The sequence below is a fragment of the Microbacterium sp. GXS0129 genome, from assembly GCF_044769785.1.
In the GTDB taxonomy this organism is placed as follows: Bacteria; Actinomycetota; Actinomycetes; order Actinomycetales; family Microbacteriaceae; genus Microbacterium; species Microbacterium nymphoidis.
In genome coordinates this window covers 272071-288510 of sequence record NZ_JBIZVZ010000004.1, presented here as the reverse complement: position 1 = coordinate 288510, position 16440 = coordinate 272071, and the positions used below count along the sequence as shown (strand labels likewise).

Here is a 16440-nt window from a genome sequence, read left to right as displayed (position 1 = left end):
GCTCACCATCCTCGAATGATGTCGATCATGCCGCCGGCCACGAGTCCGGCGGGAAGACACAGTGCCACTGCGATCGCCTCGCTGATGTCACCGAAGCGCGACCAGTACAGGGAACGCAGTCCGCGGGCCACGGGAACTGAGCCCGCGGCGATCAGCACCGCCACCACCAGCAGGCCGATCGTGACGAACATGCGGGTCTGTGGCGTGAAGACGCCGAGCAGGCCGATCGCCAGCACCACCAGCACGAACACCGCGGTGGCGCGCAACGTCCAGGCGATCACCGTCGCGCCATGGCGACGCGCGCTGAGGGCGAGCACCACCACCACGAGACCGGCGAGGCACAGGCGGCCGATCATCTCTGTGAGGCTCTCGGGGTCCAGCGGCAACAGGGCGATCGGGGCGAACACGGCCGCACTCACGCAGACCGCGATCGTCACCGTCTGCATCCGCGCGCGTGACCGGCGCAGCAAGTTGCCGACGCGCGCACCATCCACGCGCAGCACTGGCTCCGGCATCTGCTCGCGCACCGCCCACCGCACCTGCTGGTGGCGTTCGAAGTCGATGAACATCCCGGCCGGCACGTCGATCAGCATGGCGGGCAGCGCCCGCAGCACGAGCGGGGCCGCACCCACGCAGAACGCTGCCGCCGTCGCCTCCGGCAGGCCCAGCATGGCGGCGACGATGTGGACCACGCCCACACCGGTGACGACCGCCCCGATCGCGCCGAGCTGGGCACGATCGCCCGGGAGCTTCGCCAGCGTCGCAAGACCGAACGAGTACACCGCGATGAGCGCGCACACCGTCGCGATGGTCACCGCGATGCTGAACGAGGACGGCGGTGAGAGCACCACTCCCGCTCCCCCGAGCAGTGCAGCGGGACCGAGCGACGCGGCGCCGATGGCGCGGGTGTGGCCTCGGCGCGTGAGCACGACTGCGGCCGCCACAGCCGCCACCACGATCACGCACCCGATCACCAGCGGCCAGCCGGTGAGCGTGGCGCCCGGTGTGAAGGCCAGGAAGACGGACAGCACGATGCCGACCGCACCCATCGCCCACCAGGCGGCGACGTTCTCGGTTCGAGCGCCGTCCGTGCGGCGACGGTCGCGCTTTCGCGGGACCGCAGCGGGAGCACCCTCGGCGATCAGAGTGACCACGTCGCCGTCGCGGAAGGCTTCGATCCCGTGCGTCGTCTCGATGGGCACGACGCCACGCTCCCGGAACATCCGGGTCTGCGGACCCGTGCGCACGCCGATGGCCGCCAGCACCTCACCGACGGTGTACCCGGCGGGGAGGACCACGTCGTGGCGGGCATCCCCCTCGCGGATACCGATTCGGCGGGCGTCGGCGGCGGCCGGCGACGCGGAAGCGCTCAGAGTTCCTCGGCCTCCTGCTGCAGTGCCCGCAGCATCCGCTCCGGTGACACCGCGGTCAGGGCAGAGGTGTGGGCCGCGCGCGGCGCCGGATCGACGTCCATGTCCAGCATCGGTGCACCCATTTTTCCCCCTTGCCGAAAATCGGTGTTGCTCTCGCGCCGATGCGTGTCAGCGGGCGGCGGTGCGAGTCGTCGGCCGGACGGACGCTCATCGGAACAAGCCCTCCGACACTAACATCTCTGCGCTGGCGGGCACAGGTTCTGCGCCCGCGACGAGCGGATCAGAGCAGCCCGGTGAGCAGCGCCACGATGCCCGCTATCCCGGCGAGGACGATCACACCGCCGACCGCGATCACGGCGATCAGCGTGCGACGGGAGTCGGCGCGCCTGCGGGAGTCTGCGGCGGCCGTGTTCACCGGTTCGCGGGGTTCCCGCGCCACCGGTTCCAGTCGGTTGACGGGCGGGGTGTCGACGATGCGGGGCCGGTACGGCGCGCGCAGGATCGCGGGCTCGGGTGTGCTCGCCACGCGGCGACGGATCTGGTCGTCGATCACGTCATCCTGCGGCGTCCGCTGTGGCGCGGCGGAGCGGCGGACGTCATCGCTCGACGCCGGAGACCATCGGAGGATCGGATCGTCCTCCTCTGGCGCAGCACCCGTCCCGGGCGCCGGCGTCGAGCGCCGACGCGGCACGGCTACGGTGTCGTCGGCATCGTCCCCCCGCTGTCGTGATGACAGCAGCGTCTCGTCCGCGAAGGCGTCCGGCTCAGGCTGCGCGGACGGGCGCTGCCGCGGCGACAGGAGAGTCTCGTCATCGACCGGTTCGTCCGACCCGCCGGGCGCCGGTCCTCGCCGTCGTGCGGAGAGCACGGTGTCCTCCACCGCATCACGGTCGGGCTCCGGTGCGCGATCCGCTCGGCGGCGCTGTCCGAGCACGGTCTCCTCGAGATCCGCGGGCGTCTCCGCGGGGACCGGCTGCCGACGACGCGACGCGCGCACCGTGCTGTCGTCGAGGTCCTCCGGGTCGGAGGTCATGCCGTCGCCCGGGTGATCCGCAGTTCCGCGTCTCCCAGCAGGAAGCGCTCGGTGAGCACCGCGGGGATTCCCGAGCGGAGTTCCTGCTCTGCACCGCTCTCGTCGATGAGGAAGACACCGTTGGTGGAGGCGAGGTCGGTGATCCACCAGACACCGTCGATGAGGTCCAGTCGCGCGTGCGTCTTCGACACCGTCCGGGTGCCATCGGCGACCGGGACGTTCTGGACGCGCTCATCGCTCTCCGCCGGACGCCGGCCGAGCACCACGGCCTCCGCGGTGAGGACGATCTCCCCGCCCAGCGGCGGTGTGAGCGTCCACACCGGGCGACGACGGGACGCAAGCTGGGTGGCCTCGAAGTCGTCGCCCTCGTCGAGAGCCGGCGCGAGCTGCTGCGCCTGTGCGGACACGGACTCCCGCGCCGCGCGCGGCGCACCGGCATCGGGAGCGCCGATCACGGCCGACACCTCCTGCGAGTAGTCCAGGGCCGACTCGCTCAACTCGGACGGCGGATCGTTGCGGCGCACTACGGGAGCGAATGCCGCATCCGGGACGGGGCTCACCGGCGGGCCCGGGATGACGATCGGGCGGTACGGCTCGTCGGGGTCGGGCGCCGGCTGCTGCGCCGGAGGTGTCACGCCGGAGTGCGGTACCGCGCTGGCGCGGGCCTCCGCAACCACCTCAGAGTCCTCACGCATACGCGTCGCGCCTCCGGACGGCGCCGGAGCCTCCGGCGGAACGACCGGCGATGCGGTCGGGACGACGGGAGCCGCGGGCGGTGCGAACGCGGCGGCGTCGGAGTCCGCGGCGGTGACGTCCGCGGCGGGCGCACGGAAGTCAGCGGCGGGAGGCGCGGCACCAGCCGCAGCGGGCGGCGTCCAGGGCGCGGCGGTGGGCGACGGTACGGCAGCAGGCGACGACGCGGCAGCAGGCGACGGCACGGCAGCAGGCGACGACGCGGCAGCAGGCGACGACGCGGCAGCAGGCGACGGCACGGCAGCAGGCGACGACGCGGCAGCAGGCGACGGCGCTGCAGCAGGCTCCTCCGCGGGCCGCGCGGGCGGGGCGGACTCAGCGGACGCCGGCGGAACCGACGCTCCCGCAGCGGCGGCGGCACCGGTGTACTCGAAGAACGTCGGCGCCAGTCCGGGCGAGGATGCCGCCCGACCGTACGGATCGGCGGCGGGGGCGGCCGGCTCGGGCACATAGGGCGCCTCGGTGAGAGATGCCGGAACCTGCGGAGCCGGCTCCGAGCCCGCGGCCGCACCCGGCACATCGGCCACGGAGGCGAACAGGTTGCGCCAATCGGGTGTCTGTTCGGTCTCTATCGGATCCGGCAGGCTCACGCTCAGCGGCGGTGCTGCGGGATAGGCGGGCGGCGTCGCGCCCAGGGGGCTGGCGGGTGCGGGGGATGCCGGAGAAGCCGACGGTGCCCAGGACGTCGCCGGCAGATCCGCGCGCACGGTGTCCGACACCGACTCGCCGAGCAGCCCCGCGGCCGGGGCCGCGATCTCCGTCGCGTCGGAGACGCCGTTCCACGAGGTGTGCTGCGGGGTGGAGAGCCAGTCCAGGTCCGGACGCGGCGACGGCGCACCGACGGCCGGGGCGTGCGGCTGCGCTGCGGGACCGTCCCAGTGGGCGCTGCCCCAGCCGAGCACGGTGAGATACGCGGGCGGGCACACCGCCGCGAGCGCGCACCAGGCCGGCGACAGCCCGAACCGCGGACTGAGCTGGATACCGATCACAAGGAAGACGATCGGAATGAAGGGCGGGATGAGGCACAGCAGCGCGAGCCACGGGGTGACTCCGGCCAGCGAGCACAGCACCCACACGTTGTAGACCGGAATCCAGGCGGGCCACGTCTCCGCTCCGGCCTTGCGGAAGACGGCGACGGCCGCGAGCGACATCCACAGATACACGGGGATCGCAAGGATGAGGCTCGCCGTCAGCGCGATGATGTCTGCACTCATGACATTCCGGCGCCGCGTGCGCGGCGCTTCCTCCTCTCCGAACCTCGCGCCGCGCCCGATGCATCGGTGCCCACAGCGCGTGCGGACGTCTGCCGCAACAGTGACTTCAACGATACGGCGGCACGCACCCGGCGCCACCATCCGACCGAGGAGCGCAGTTCTCGTCGCTCATCGGCCACGATCTGCCAGAACTGCTCCGATTCCTCGGGTGTGAGCTGCTCATCGGAGAACACGGCACGATCGGCGAGCGTGGCCAGCTCCCCCGCCTGCGGGGTCGCATACAGCTCCGCCACCTCGTGACGGGTGCGAGCGGCAGGTGCCGGACGCCCGGTATCGACCGCGGTGTCCACGTACTCCTCCCAGCCGCCGGCGACGGCGCTCGCCGGCTCGGCGAGGCGCCGACCGCGGCGACGGAGAGCCTTCGCGATGAGCACGATGAGGAACGGGGCGAGCACCGCGACCAGGGCCAGCAGGCTGATCGCCACCGTCCGCACCAGCGTCCAGTCCACGATCTCGGGCGCGGGCGGCGGTGCGGGCTCCTCGGCGGTGGCAGCATCCTGGTTCTGCGGATCCGGAGGAGACACCTCGTCGGCGTTGCGCGGACGCACGTCCGTCATGTTCTCCGGATCACGCTCTCGACGGTTCTGGGTCTCGACAGACGCCGTGTGCTGGGGGCTGGTGTCCACGCTCACCCACGTCCCGGGGGCCACCGCCACCTCGATCCACGCGGAGAGATCGCCCGCGCGACACGCACCGTCCTGACAGGACGGCAGGGTCGGGTCGTCCGTGCGGAATCCGACGACGACGCGGGCGGGGAATCCGAGCTGCTCCGCGATCAGCGCTCCGGCCACGGCGAACTGTTCGTCGTCTCCCACGGCCGCCACCAGCGACGCGCCGGGCGCTTCTCCTGCGGCCTGCGCTGCGCGTTCGTTGAGCTGAGCGAAGAGCTTGTCGATGCGGGAGAGCGAGTGCCCGGCCGCCGACGGGCGGAATCCGTAGTCGCCGAGCTCGCTCATCCAGGCGGGCGTGGTCCCGTCCGGGATCGTCAGGGAATGGCTGAGATAGCCCCGCTCGCGCAGCGCCCCGATGACCGACAGCAGCCCCGCACCGTCTCGCGAGGGCGCCTGGGCGTCGAGCCAGCGTTCCATCTGGGCCGGAAGCTCCACCTGGGGTGAGGCACCGGGAGCGGGCAGCGTCTGCAGATCCGGGGACGCGGGCGTCACCGCGGTGACGGTGTACGTGTCGCCGGTCGCCACACCGGCGGACTCGACGGCACTGCTCGTGCGCGGATCGTAGTAGAACCCGTCGGCCAGCATCGGAGCGCCCGATCCGCTGAAACCGATCTGGCGCAGCGCGCCGAACGTCGGTAGCCACACGCCACGCAGGGCCTCCACCGTGAAGGTGACGGTGGAGGCTTCGCCCGGCGGGGTATCCAGCACCGACGGCACCCGCTGGAACGCCCCCTCGGCGCCGTCGCCCAGCTGATAGGTCTGGCCGTCGTACGCACTGAGCGTGGCCAGGCGGATGCGCTCCGGCAGCGCGTCGACGCTCGTCATGCGAAAGAGGACCTGGGGGAAGCGGTCATCGGCGAACGAGGACCGGTAGGTGACGAGCGGGCTGATGGCATCGTCACCGGTGAGATCCGGCCCGATCGAGGTGCGCAGCACTTCACGCACACGGCTCTGTCCGACCGGTCCCGTGGTGACCACACCCGCAGCGAGAGCCACCACGACCATTGCGGCGGCCAGCGCCGCGCGGGAGACGCTGCCACGCGAGCCCCGTCGAGAGCCGCGGACGCCCGTCGCCCGCTCGGCGCGGCGAATCGCCTCCCGCCGGTCATCCCGCCCTCGCCACGACAGCCACAGCACGCTCACGAGCAGCGCCGACGCGCCTACGGCCGTCTCGACGGGCGCGGGAAGAGTGAACGGCCCGAGCTGCAGGGGGGACGACGTGCTCGTTCGCCCGAAGAGGAGCCCGAAGACGGGCATGGCGGCCGCGACCGGGACGGCGAACCCGGATCGCGACGCGGGTAGCCAGCTGAGCCGCAGCGCCGCAGACACGCTCACGAGGAAGACGATGATCGCCGGCACCAGGAGGTTGCGATACGAGCCGACCGGCAGCGGGGTGGTGATGAGGTCTTTCCAGCCGGTGACCGGTGCAAGCAGCACATCGACGACCCCATCGGGCCAGATGCGCCCGGACGCCCAGCGCTCCGGCACGCCGAGCGCGAGGCCGAGGCCGAGCCATGCCGCGACCAGCAGCACGGCCACCAGCCACCCAGGCAGACGCCGCCAGACCCAGAGCACGGCGATCGCCGCGCCCGCGATGATGGCCGCCCCCGCGGCCCAGAGGAAGGACGGCGACGCATAGATCGGCCACGCGGCGACGATGCCGAGCGCGGCGAGAGCGGCGACGAAGACGCTGCCTGCCACCACCGTGCGCGAGGTGGCGCGGCCCTTCGGACTCAGAGCGTCGCTCATCGCACCGCTCCTCGTCCCAGCAGCGCACCGAGATCCTCGAGCACGCCGATCGTCATCACGTAGACGTCTCCGATCGGGCGTACGCGGGGGTGCGCGGTCTCGTTGCAGACGACGGCGACGACGGTGGTCTCCGGGCCGTACGCCAGCGCCGCCCGCCGTACGCGCTCCAGCGGGAGCCGCGAGCCGCACACCAGGAAGACGATCGACAGGCCGCTGCTCTCCTCAGCTTGCAGCGCGCACACCTCTTCGAGGGCCATCGTGTTCTCCAGCGCGTCCACCAGGCAGAACTCGTCCAGCAGGCTCCGCGGACTCACCGCGCCCAGCTGGCGGAAGGCCCGCAGGCGTCCTCGCACCACACGCGGGATCTCGGCACCGGCGACGATCTCGAGGTCACGGCCCTCGCGCAGCGACTGCACGCCGAGAGACGCTGCGGCGCTGACGGCCAGCTCGTACTCGTCTTCATCGAGGTAGTCCGCCGCAGCCACGCTGAGGGCGATCGCGGTGCGAGCGCGTCGTGATTCCTCGAACTGGCGCACCATCAGCTGACCGGTCTTGGCGGTGGACTTCCAGTGGATCTGCCGCTGAGCGTCGCCGGGGGCGTACTCACGGATCGCATGGAACGAGATGTCGGAATCCACCAGGCGCGAGGTCGGATTCCCCTCCAGATCCCGCACGATGCCGGCACTCGTCGCCGGCACCGGCACCGTGCGCGGATGCACGTAGAGCTCGTGGACGTCGGCCCACTCGTGTTCGCGATGCAGCAGCCGGAGGGGATCGGCCCGCACGGTGGTGGCAGGTCCCACCCGGATCACGCCGCGGCGCGGGGTGGGGATCTCGACGTCTTCGGTGACGTCGGCGTCCGGGCGCAGAAGCGGCACCTCCACCTCGACGATCCCGTCGCCCACCGGCAGATCCAGCCGCGATGGCAGGGCCGCGCGGGTGCCGGTGTTGCGCACCGTCACCCCGGTGCTGACGCTGCCGCCGGCGACCACGCGATCCGCTGTCGGATGCACCCGCACGTCGTACCGGCGTGCGCCGAACAGGAACGGGACCGCGAGCAGCAGCAGCACGATGGAGACGATGCCGGCCACGATCGCCTCGGCCCATCCCAGCAGCCATCCGAGGGAGAACCCGCCCAGCGCGACGACCACCGCGATCCAGCCCGCCGGCGTGACGGTGCGGGAGATCTCGTCGCGCGCCCGGCGCAGCACCGCCCCCAGCCGGCGCGCCACGGCCAGCACCGCCAGCGAGGCGCGCAGGAACGCGCTGCGTCGCCCGGCACGCACATGGGTGCGCGTACGCGTCTGGGTGTGCGATCGCGACCGCGACTGGGAGTGCGATCGGTCGGTGAACTCGTCGGTCATGCGGATGCGCGCTGCACGGGCGGCGCCACCTCCAGCATCACCTGACCGATGACGGCCTCCGCGGTGACCCCGTCGAACTCCGCTTCGGGGTGCAGGATGAGGCGGTGTGCGAGCACCGGGCCGGCGAGCGTCTTCACGTCGTCGGGGACGACGTAGGTGCGTCCCTGGCTCGCAGCGCGTGTGCGCACGGCGCGCGTCAGCGCCAGCGCCCCACGGATCGAGACCCCCAGCCGCACCTGGTCGGCGCCGCGCGTGGCATCCACCACACGGGCGATGTAGTCGAGCACGAGCGCGTCGACGTAGACCTCCTGCGCCAGGTCCGCCATGGACACCATCGTCTGCGGGGTGACGACGGGATGCAGCTTCGCGGTCTCCACTGCGGCCCCGTCGAGGATCCGCAGCGTGGCCGCGTGGTCGGGGTAGCCGAGCGAGGTCTTCATCAGGAACCGGTCCAGCTGCGCCTCCGGAAGCCGGTAGGTTCCGGCCTGTTCCACCGGGTTCTGAGTAGCGACCACGAGGAACGGGGTGCCCACGGTGCGCGAGACGCCGTCGACGGTGACCGAGCCCTCCTCCATCACCTCCAGCAGCGCCGCCTGCGTCTTGGGGCTGGCGCGGTTGATTTCGTCGGCCAGCACGATGTTGGCGAAGACGGGACCGGCGTGGAACTCGAACTCGCCGCGCTTCTGGTCGTAGACGGTGATGCCGGTGATGTCACCGGGCAGCAGGTCGGGGGTGAACTGAATGCGCGTGTGAGTACCCTGCACCGACTGCGCGAGGGCGCGCGCCAGCGAGGTCTTCCCCGTTCCCGGGACGTCTTCCAGCAGCACGTGCCCGTCGCTGAGCATGGCGGTGAGCACCAGCTCCACCACCGGGCGCTTGCCGAGCACCGCCCGCTCGACGTTGTCGGCGAGCTGGCCGAACGTCTGTGCGAACCAGGTGGCCTGCTCTTGCGAAATGGTCATGTCGTTCCTTGATCGTGCTGTTTGTGTTCAGCCGCACTTGGCGGAGACGTTGTCGAGATCGACGGGGTCCAGCCCCCAGCCGGTGCTGTCCCAGTCGACGTGGATGATGATCCCCTCGACGCGGACGGCCTTCGCCGGGACCTCTCCGCCGGTGTCCGGAGGGGTCGTCGGCTCCTCGGTGGGAGTGCCGCTCGGGTCCGGCGTCGGCAGAGACGGGATGCCCGGGAACACCTGGCGACCCCGCTTGTCGTAGTAGCGGGCCTGAGTCTTGTCCACGACGATGTTCGGCTTCTTGCCGCCGCCCTCGTAGTCGACGGCGACGGCGACATCACCACCGGACTGGCACGCGACGTTCCACCAGGCGTGCACCTGATAGGGCGCGGATCCCTTCGCCGGCGAGACGGTGCCCCAGTCCGTCGCGCTGTCAGGGTAGAGGTCGCTCACCCACTGGACCTGAATATTCGGGTCGGCACCGAAGACATCCGAGCGGAAACCCCGGAACTCCGCGTGATAGCCCTCTTCCGCGGTTCCGCTGGGCTGATCGCGGATGATCCAGCGGGCGTCACGGTCGCCGACGTCGGGGACGCCGTCAACCCGGAAGGTGTAGCCCTTCGGGGCCTGCTTGCCGCCGCGGATGTCGAGGGGGGCTTCCGCGGTCGCGCTGCCGAACACCTTGTCGTCGTACACGCTGTCGACGCACACGAGGTAGGTGTGCTTCTTGTTCGCCGCGACGTTCTCGAAGACGCGCGAGGGCTGCGCCGACGTCGCCGAGCACTCCTCGCCCTTCTCCACGATCCCGTACAGGAGCTTTCCACCGGCACCGCCGGGGGTCGCCGTGGCGGTTGCCGTCACGCGAGCGGTCCGGAAGTCGATCTCCTCCGACGTCGCCGTCAGCTTTACCTGCGTTGGTGCGCCGATCCCGTTCGTATTCGTGCTGATCGACTTGCCCGTCGTCGCACCCTCACCCTCACCCTTCGGCACCGGTGACTTCGTCACCGGCTGCACGGTCACCAGCGTGGGCGAGTTCGAGCCGACGAGGAACTCCGTGGTGATGGTGGTGCGATCCTTCACCTCCACGTCGATCTGCTTGGCCGTGGGCGCAGAGATCAGCAGATTGTCGGTGCCCGCCGCATCGATGCCGGTGATCGTCAGCTGCACCTTCTTGCCGTCCGTGTCGGGAGAGACGACGGGGACGCCCACCACCGAAGCGGGTGCAGCGGGCGGACGATAGGCCCATGCGACTGTGGAGGCGGCGGCGCGGGAGTTGCCGACGGAGTTGACGGCGACCACGTCGTAGGTGCGCTGCTCGTTGTTGGGCGCCTCGAACGCCGGGCACACACCGTCAGCGTTGCAGCTGACCACCGCGGTTCCCCCGGTGGTCACGGCGAACCCGCTGACCGCGGGGTAGGACGAGCGCGCGGCGCCCGGGTCGACGCGCAGCGTCACCGAGCCGTCGCCGAAGGCGGACTGCGAGATGGACGCGGGTGCGCGCGGATAGCCGAGCAGATCGAGCGTGACGGTGCCCTGGCGGTCGCCGTTGGTGGTGCGGTCCTGGGCGTCTCGCAGCTGGAAGTTGGCGGTGCACGTGCCGCCCGGAGCGTCCTGCGTCCACGATGCCCGGACATTGTCGTCGTCGATCGCCTCGAAGGTGACGCCCGCACACACGCTGGATGCGGACGCCGCCACCAGCACGAGCGGTGTGCTCGGCAGCGGGTTCACCTCACCTGCGGCGCCGGTCACCCGGATGGTGCAGGACGAGCCGGCGTTCTGACTGCACTGCTGCTGCACGTTGCCGGCGCGCGGCAGCGTGGAGGGCGCCTGACCGACGCGCAGGATCAGCCGGGTGGGTGCGACGTCGGGGTGACTGGTCACGGAGACGAGCACCGCCGTCTCCCGTCCTGGCAGCGCGCTGTCGGCGGCGCGGAAGCTGACCACGCTGCCCTCCTGCGAAACCGTGAAATCACCCGCTGGCGCGTCGATCGCGTACCGGATGTTCGCGTTGTCCTCGCGTCCCTCCCAGGACGTGATGCTGGCCAGGTCGAAGGAGTCGTTCGATCCCGGCGTGACGGTGACCGATGCGGACCGCAGGATCGGGACGGGGTCCAGGGCCTGCACGTGGATCGGTACGGAGAGGAACGCCCAGTCCTCCTGCCCGGCGGCGCGCACCGGGACCACGCACATGTCGTTCCACGGCGGGCCCTCGCCCGCGGTGTAGGTGATGTTCGTGCCGCCCGAGGGGGTGCATGTGGCCTGTGCGCGCACGCCGGTGGCCGCGGTGTCCGGACTGACCTCGAGCTCGCTGTTGCGGCTCATCACCACGAGCGACGCCATGTCGAAGGTCACGGCCTCCTTCTCCCGCACCTCCTGTGCGGGGATCCCCGGACGCAGCGAGACGGTCACATCATCGGCCGCGGGAACGCGCACGAAGGCATAGGTGGTGATCGGGGTGCCGTCCGCGAGATCGCCGGTGACCGCGAAGGGGACGACGCGCGCCTTGTCGGTGAGCTGGCCGGTGATGTTCTGCCCGTTCACCGAGACGTCACCGGTTCCCTTGCCTCCCCATGCCTTGAGGCTGAGCGTGGAGGCGTCTCCACCGCTCCAGGTGACCTTGCCCGAAAGCACGTCGACGCCGGAGGCGAAGCTGTCGCGGTTCTGCACCGTGAGCAGCGTGTCGGCCACCACGGGATAGTCCGGAACGGTCTCCCGCACCACCTTCACCACGATGAGTCCGCGTCCGGTGTTGCCCGAGGACGACGTCACGTCGTAGAGGAAGGACATGGTGCCCGTTTCGGTGCCCGCCGCGATGGTCACGACCGAGTCGTCCATCGTGCGGATGAGCGAAGACCAGCGATCGTACTCCGGGTTGGGTGCATCGCCCTGCAGCCGCTCGGACAGATTGGGGGTGACGTTGGTCAACGCCAGCGTGCCGTTGGTGGGGTCGATGTCGTTGTCGACGGGACGCACCCGGATGATCGATTCAGCGCCCTGCTGCACCTGCACGTAGTCCGTGAACGTGATGGGGCTGGGATTGGACTGCTGGTCCAGCACGCCGACCCGGGCGGTGCCGGTCCGCTTCTCCCCGAACGCATCGATGACCTGATAGGTGAAGGAGTCCTGACCACCGGCGGAGCCGGGAGTGGACACGTAGACGATGGCGGCGCCGTCGGAGGAGATCGCCGCCGATCCCCGCGCCGGCTGCGTGAGGATGCGGTCCAGGCGCACGTCGTCGCCGTCCGGGTCCACACCGTAGGGATCGAAGTCGATGCGCACCGACTGCCCCGACAGCACGCGACCCGCCAGCAGCTTCGGCGCGGGCGCGTGATTGGCCTCGTCCCCGAGCACGGTGACGGTGACGGTGGCGGTGTCCTTCAGCGACGGAGCACCCGCCGGCGCGATGGCGTACTCCACGCTGTAGGTGCCGGGAGTGGTCGGGGCGAGGTAGCGCAGGGTGTCCCCCGCGGCGAAGGCGAGGACGTTCGGCCCGGTCGCCGTCACGGACGACGGATCCAGGAACAGTGCGGCACCCGACGGGGCCACGTCGTTCTCGAGCACGGGAATGTCGATCTGCGATCCGGCGCGCACGACCACGCGGTCATCGACCGCGATGGGCGCGAGATCCAGGGCCGGCGGCAGCAGGTAGACCGTCGCCTGTCCGGTGATGGTGGCGCCCGCATCGGAGGACCCATCGCTGACGGTGTAGTTCACGACGCCCAGGCGGCCGGGATCCCCGGTGCGCGTGGATCCCGTGACCCGGATGAAGTTCTGTGCGACGGCGTCGACCTGGAGGCTGGCACCCTCGTCGGGGATCACCGTCATCCCGCTCATCAGCAGCACGCGGCGGGTGGGGTTGGACACGGCGGCCAGAACATCCACCGTCGCGTCCTCCTGCGGCCGCAGGAACGCCACCACGGGCGCTGTGGCGAGCTGCGCCGCCGCATCGGGACCGAGCAGCGTCACGCGCACCGTGGCGCTGGCCTCCGAGCGACCGTCGCTCACGCTGTACTTCACACGGTAGGTTCCGGGCTGGGACGCGGAGAAATCGAACGAGGTGCCGGAGGCTCCCAGGGACGCCTGAGCATCGGCGTCGTCGAGCACCTGTACCGTCGTGACCGACAGCTCTCCGGCCGTACCCAGCACGTGGCCGGAGACATCGATGGGCTCGTCCATTCCGAGGCTGTCGACCACGGTGAACGACTGCGCCGACAGCACCGGCGTCGGGGTGACCTTCACCTTCAGCGTGCGCTCGGCGATGCTGCCGCGCGTATCGGCGACGGTCACGTCCACCGGCACGACCTGCGTCGTCGAGTCGGACGGGTCGGCATGCTGGAAGACCACCTCGCCGGCCGGAGTCACCGCGGCCGTTGCGATGCCGTCGGGGGCCCGCGCGGACAGCAGCACCAGCGGATCGCCTTCACCGTCCACCCAGGCGTTGAGCACGGGCACGGTCACCGTGCCGCCGGGGCTGACCTCCGGCTCGGGCCAGGTGGCGAGGCAGCCCTCGACTCCGCACCACTCCGGCGCGGTGTTCTCGTCCTCCGCCGCGACGGTCAACGTGACCGTGGTGGATTCGGAGAACAGTCCATCCGCCGAGGTGCCGTCGGTCACGCGATAGCTGAACGTGGCTGATCCCTGCGCATCGGCGGCCACCGTCACGGCCAGCCGGCCGCCGCCATCGGTCACCGTGACGCTGCCGAAGGCGGGATCGAGGCCGGTGACCGATCCCGGATCCACGCTCAGCACGTCCTGATTGGGATCATGGTCGTTCAGCAGAACGGGCAGTGACGAGACGGCACCGGCTCGTACGCCGAAGGCGTCCGGTTCCGCCACGGGAGGTTTCGGATCCAGCACCACTTCGGACTGGATCTCGCTCTCCTCGGCGTTCTGGTCGTCGGCGTCCTCGACGACCCAGTTCTGGCTCGAGGGCAGCAGCTTCGCGTCGGGGACGGTCCACACCCAGCCGGAGCGGGTCTCGTTCAGGATCAGGGCATCGGCGGTCCCCGCGAACACCGGCCGGCGCGTGTCTTCGAGGACCTGGCCCCCGAAGTCGAGCGGCTGCTGCCCGGTGCCGTCGCGCCACAGCACGCCCGAATCACTCGCCAGCCAGGCCGCCACCATCGTGTCACCGAGGGTGGTCGGTCGCGCGGGCGTGCCGATCTCCTCGTCGGAGGAGCCGACCACGCGTTCCACCGCCGTGCCGTCGAGCGGCACCCGGTAGAGGCCGGACGAATCGGCGATGTAGGTGTCCGTGCCCGACTTCTGCGATCGGGCGAGGACCGCGGATCCCACCGGCTCGATGCTGCGTTCGCCGGCCACGCGGCTCTCGATGATCGTGCCGTCGGCATCGAGCATCACCCAGTCATCGCCCACACCGGTGATGGCGGGCTCATCGCCGACGCCCGGGGCGGGATCCGTTCCCAGGACACGCGAATCACGCACGCTGTACCGCAGCACCGACTCGGTGGCCGCGGTGTAGGCGTACAGCACGCCGTCGGGGCTCAGCGCCACGGCGTCGGCCGTGTACTCCGGCGCATCCGAGGGCGCCTCCGTCGGAGAGGCGCTCGGATCCGGCGTGGGCTCCGGGTTGGGGTCGATCCGCATCGGCTGTGCGTCGGCCAGCAGCCCGGCGTAGACCCCACCGGTTTCGGTGCGGTACACCACGTAGTCACCGGCCACGGTGGCCTCGGTGGTGCCGGACGGCGTCGCGGTGGATGCCGCCAGGGTCTCATCGTCGAGGTCCGCGGGCATCGCGGCGTCGATCGGGGTGAGCTTGCCGTAGCTTCCGGAGTAGAGATACGCCCGCTCGGCGGTCTGGGCGATCGCCGACGGGTTCGCGACGTCGCGCACGGTGTCCAGCTCACCGATCGCGGTGTTCACCCGCGCATAGCGGTGTCCGTCGGCGGTCTGCAGCGCCCAGATCGCCGCATCGACCGGCGGTGCCTCGTGGGCGTCGAGCCCGGGCCACACGATCGTCGCGCCGACAACGGCGGCGACGGCGAGCGCACCGCCCCCGACCGCGAGGATCGGGCCACGACGAGAAGGACTGGTGGGTGTGTTGGAGGACATCAGAGCATTCCTGCGAGGAGAACGCCACCGCCGATACCGGCGGCGAGGAGGACCACGGCTCCCGCGGCGATCCAGCCCCAGCGCACGCCGGGGCGGCGCGCGGTGCCGATGCCCTCGTCATCGGAGCGGGCGTATCCGGACAGCTCCGCGGTGGGCCGCGCCTTGCGGCTGGACGGGGTGGGGACGTGGGCGCGGATGTGTCCGCGAGCGGATGCGTCCTCGAAATCGACGCCGGGAGCCGCCCAGACGTCCTCGGCCACCTCGAGCGGTGTCATCGGGAGCCCCAGTTCCACTTCGATCGCGCGAAGCGCCTCGGCGAAGGCCAGTGCGCTGGGGTAGCGCTCTCGCGGCGCGCGGGCCATGGCCGTCGCGAGCACGTTCTGGATCGAGTCGGTCACGTCGGAGCGGGTGATTCTCGTGTACGACGCGCGCAGGATGCGTCTGCGCAGCTGATCACGCGAGTTCTGCCCCTGCTCGGCCCGCTCGAACGGCGAGTGACCGGCCAGCAGCGAGTAGACGGTGGCGCCGAGACCCCAGACCTCGCTGGCGACGTCGCCGGAGGTGTGCTCGGCGATCACCTCGGGCGCGGTCCACGGCACGGACATCGCCATCATCCCGTCCGGGGTGGCGCGAGCCAGCGAGGAGGAGATGCCGAAGTCGGCGAGGACGGGGGCGCCGAACGCGGTGGTCAGGATGTTGCCGGGTTTGATGTCGCGATGAACGAGCCCGGCGCGGTGCGCGGTCTCCAGCGCACCGGCCATCTTCACACCGACCGACAGGGCTTCGGCCACCGGGATGCGCTCGCTGCGGTACCGGGGGGACATGGATCCCGGGCAGTACTCCATCACGATGTAGGCGCGCCCGTCGGCGGAGATGCCCGCCTGGTAGACGGTGACGATGGAGGGGTGGGCGGACAGGCGCGCCAGCACGTCGGCCTCGGCGTTGAACATGCGCAGCAGCTCCGCGTCGGCGACGTCGCTCGGCAGCACCTTGACCGCCACGGAACGGCGTGGCATGGCCTGCTCGTACAGGAAGACGTCGGCGAATCCGCCGGAGCCAAGCGGCCGGACGAAAGTGAGTCCTGCCAGTACCGGGGGTGCAGAAAGCACGCGCTTGGCCATCGACACCCCCTATTACCTCGTCCCGGTCGCACCTGATCGTCGGGTGCACGCTTCCCGCGTGTCGGCCGCGGCGGCGC

The 16440-nt window shown here is 71.0% G+C and carries 9 protein-coding genes; all 9 read right to left on the bottom strand.

Features of this window, described 5'->3' with window-relative positions; all coding sequences use genetic code 11:
* Positions 1 to 2: 2 nt before the first annotated feature.
* Positions 3 to 1298, bottom strand: a complete 1296-nt coding sequence (locus ACIQJ5_RS13770; RefSeq protein WP_402844788.1) for a hypothetical protein — start codon at positions 1296 to 1298, stop codon at positions 3 to 5.
* 71 nt (positions 1299 to 1369) lie between these two features.
* Positions 1370 to 1495 carry a hypothetical protein gene (locus ACIQJ5_RS13765; protein ID WP_269143067.1) on the bottom strand — a complete coding sequence of 42 codons (126 nt, stop codon included), beginning with the start codon at positions 1493 to 1495 and terminating at the stop codon, positions 1370 to 1372.
* Between the two features lie 158 nt (positions 1496 to 1653).
* Complete coding sequence (locus ACIQJ5_RS13760; protein ID WP_231091527.1) at positions 1654 to 2406, bottom strand: hypothetical protein; 753 nt, start codon at positions 2404 to 2406, stop codon at positions 1654 to 1656.
* A complete protein-coding gene (locus tag ACIQJ5_RS13755) occupies positions 2403 to 4373 on the bottom strand; it encodes a DUF5684 domain-containing protein (protein WP_402844785.1) in 1971 nt (656 codons plus the stop codon). Before ACIQJ5_RS13755 ends, ACIQJ5_RS13760 begins: the two co-directional genes overlap by 4 nt.
* A complete protein-coding gene (locus tag ACIQJ5_RS13750; RefSeq protein ID WP_402844783.1) occupies positions 4370 to 6853 on the bottom strand; it encodes a transglutaminaseTgpA domain-containing protein in 2484 nt (827 codons plus the stop codon). Before ACIQJ5_RS13750 ends, ACIQJ5_RS13755 begins: the two co-directional genes overlap by 4 nt.
* A complete protein-coding gene (locus ACIQJ5_RS13745; protein WP_231091524.1) occupies positions 6850 to 8217 on the bottom strand; it encodes a DUF58 domain-containing protein in 1368 nt (455 codons plus the stop codon). The genes ACIQJ5_RS13750 and ACIQJ5_RS13745 overlap by 4 nt, the downstream gene beginning before the upstream one ends.
* A complete protein-coding gene (locus ACIQJ5_RS13740; RefSeq protein WP_231091523.1) occupies positions 8214 to 9179 on the bottom strand; it encodes a MoxR family ATPase in 966 nt (321 codons plus the stop codon). The genes ACIQJ5_RS13745 and ACIQJ5_RS13740 overlap by 4 nt, the downstream gene beginning before the upstream one ends.
* A 27-nt stretch (positions 9180 to 9206) precedes the next feature.
* Positions 9207 to 15242, bottom strand: a complete 6036-nt coding sequence (locus ACIQJ5_RS13735; RefSeq protein WP_402844781.1) for an Ig-like domain-containing protein — start codon at positions 15240 to 15242, stop codon at positions 9207 to 9209.
* Positions 15242 to 16363, bottom strand: a complete 1122-nt coding sequence (locus tag ACIQJ5_RS13730) for a serine/threonine-protein kinase (protein ID WP_231091521.1) — start codon at positions 16361 to 16363, stop codon at positions 15242 to 15244. Before ACIQJ5_RS13730 ends, ACIQJ5_RS13735 begins: the two co-directional genes overlap by 1 nt.
* Between the last annotated feature and the right edge of the window lie 77 nt (positions 16364 to 16440).

Bases quoted from the DNA above. Each gene is read 5' to 3' on its own strand.
- ACIQJ5_RS13765 (WP_269143067.1), bottom strand. From the start codon at position 1,495: ATGGGTGCACCGATGCTGGACATGGACGTCGATCCGGCGCCGCGCGCG.
- ACIQJ5_RS13760 (WP_231091527.1), bottom strand. From the start codon at position 2,406: ATGACCTCCGACCCGGAGGACCTCGACGACAGCACGGTGCGCGCGTCG.
- ACIQJ5_RS13755 (WP_402844785.1), bottom strand. From the start codon at position 4,373: ATGAGTGCAGACATCATCGCGCTGACGGCGAGCCTCATCCTTGCGATC.
- ACIQJ5_RS13750 (WP_402844783.1), bottom strand. From the start codon at position 6,853: ATGAGCGACGCTCTGAGTCCGAAGGGCCGCGCCACCTCGCGCACGGTG.
- ACIQJ5_RS13745 (WP_231091524.1), bottom strand. From the start codon at position 8,217: ATGACCGACGAGTTCACCGACCGATCGCACTCCCAGTCGCGGTCGCGA.
- ACIQJ5_RS13740 (WP_231091523.1), bottom strand. From the start codon at position 9,179: ATGACCATTTCGCAAGAGCAGGCCACCTGGTTCGCACAGACGTTCGGC.
- ACIQJ5_RS13735 (WP_402844781.1), bottom strand. From the start codon at position 15,242: ATGTCCTCCAACACACCCACCAGTCCTTCTCGTCGTGGCCCGATCCTC.
- ACIQJ5_RS13730 (WP_231091521.1), bottom strand. From the start codon at position 16,363: ATGGCCAAGCGCGTGCTTTCTGCACCCCCGGTACTGGCAGGACTCACT.